The organism is Streptomyces sp. MnatMP-M17 (assembly GCF_900091995.1).
Lineage (GTDB): Bacteria > Actinomycetota > Actinomycetes > Streptomycetales > Streptomycetaceae > Streptomyces.
In genome coordinates this window covers 1-1,378 of sequence record NZ_FMDK01001176.1, presented here as the reverse complement: position 1 = coordinate 1,378, position 1,378 = coordinate 1, and the positions used below count along the sequence as shown (strand labels likewise).

Sequence of the window (1,378 nt, the reverse complement as noted above, 5' to 3'; positions counted from 1 at the left end):
GCCGCGCGCCGGCCGACGCGGCGGGCCAACTGCTGGCCGCCGCGCGCGGCACCGACCAGCGTGCGCCACTGCGCCGCCTCCACTGCCAGCAGGCGCTCTCCCTGCTCGGCGCGGAGGCCGAGTCGGCGGTACGGGACGTGCTGGACGACCCGGAACTGGGCGGTCTGGCCCGTGTCTGGCTCGCCGAACTGGGCGCGCGCGATGTGCCTCCGCCGCCGGAGCCGATGATCTTCTGGCTGGCCATCGACACGATCGCCGCGCAGCTCGACGCGGAGGGCGAACCGGAGGAACTCCAGGAGCTGGTCGAGGGCCTGGTCGGCCGCCACGGAGGCTTCTTCGACGCGGCCTGGCGAATCGACCACCCGGCGACGGCGGAGGTCCTGGAAGCGATGGGGCGCCTGCACCGTGACCGGGGAGTCTCGAAGGAGGCCCGCAAGGCCGCGTTCAAGGCAAGGTCCCGCGGGTAGCGCCTCCCGGCGGGGCCGTGGTTCCGGGTCCGCCCGGGAGCCCGGTGCCGGGGCGGGCGGTTCCGTCCTCAATCGCGGGACGGGCTGGATTTCGCCCCACCGTCCGGGAGCCCGGCGTCGGGGTTGGCCGTTCCGTCCTCAATCGCCGGACGGGCTTGGTGGGTGCCCACCCCGGCACCCGCACCCACCACCGGCCCCGGCCACAACGGACCCCGAACCACGCCCGCTCACCGCAGGTGCGACGCTCCGTTCAGGTCCAGGATCGTGCCCGACGACCACTCCGCCCCCGGCGACGCCAGCCACAGCACCGCCTCCGCGATCTCCTCCGCCGTGGCCACCCGGCCGAACGGGCTCTGCGCGCGGATCGCCTCGCCCTCCGGGCCCGTCAGGCGGTGCGCGACGCGTTCCGTGTCGAAGAAGCCCGGGGCCACGGAGGCGACGCCGATGCCGTACGGGGCCAGGGAGACGGCCAGGGACTGGCCCAGCGCGTGGACGGCCGCCTTGGTCGCGCCGTAGGCCGGGTGGTCCGGCTCGCCGCGGAACGCGCCGCGTGAGCCGATGTTGACGATCCGGCCGCCCGTACCGCGTTCGATCATGGAGCGGGCGGCTCGGTGGCTCAGCAGGGCCGTGCCCAGCAGGTTGACGGATATATGGCGCTGCCAGGCCGCCGCCCACTCCTCGTATGACGTGGAGGGCAGCGGATGCGGTTCGTTCACCGCCGCGTTGTTGACCAGTACGTCGATCCCGCCGAGCGCCTCGGCCGCCTCGTCCGCGACGCGTGCGGCGCCGGCCGGGTCGGACAGGTCGCCGCCCAGCAGTGTGTGGCCCGTACCGGCCAGGGACTCCAAGGCCAGCCGGGCGTCGGCGGCTCGGCTGCCGTAGTGGACGGCGACCCGGGCGCCGTTGGGGGG

General features: G+C 75.0%; 1 protein-coding gene and 1 pseudogene. One reads left to right on the top strand and one right to left on the bottom strand.

Annotated features, from left to right (window positions below; translation table 11 throughout):
* Nucleotides 1–467, top strand: a pseudogene (locus GA0115259_RS37510) (hypothetical protein); the annotation flags it as partial.
* Between the two features lie 227 nt (nt 468–694).
* Here the strand turns inward: GA0115259_RS37510 and GA0115259_RS37505 are convergent.
* Nucleotides 695–1,378: SDR family NAD(P)-dependent oxidoreductase (locus GA0115259_RS37505; RefSeq protein WP_107469424.1), on the bottom strand; the 684-nt coding region annotated here is incomplete at its 5' end.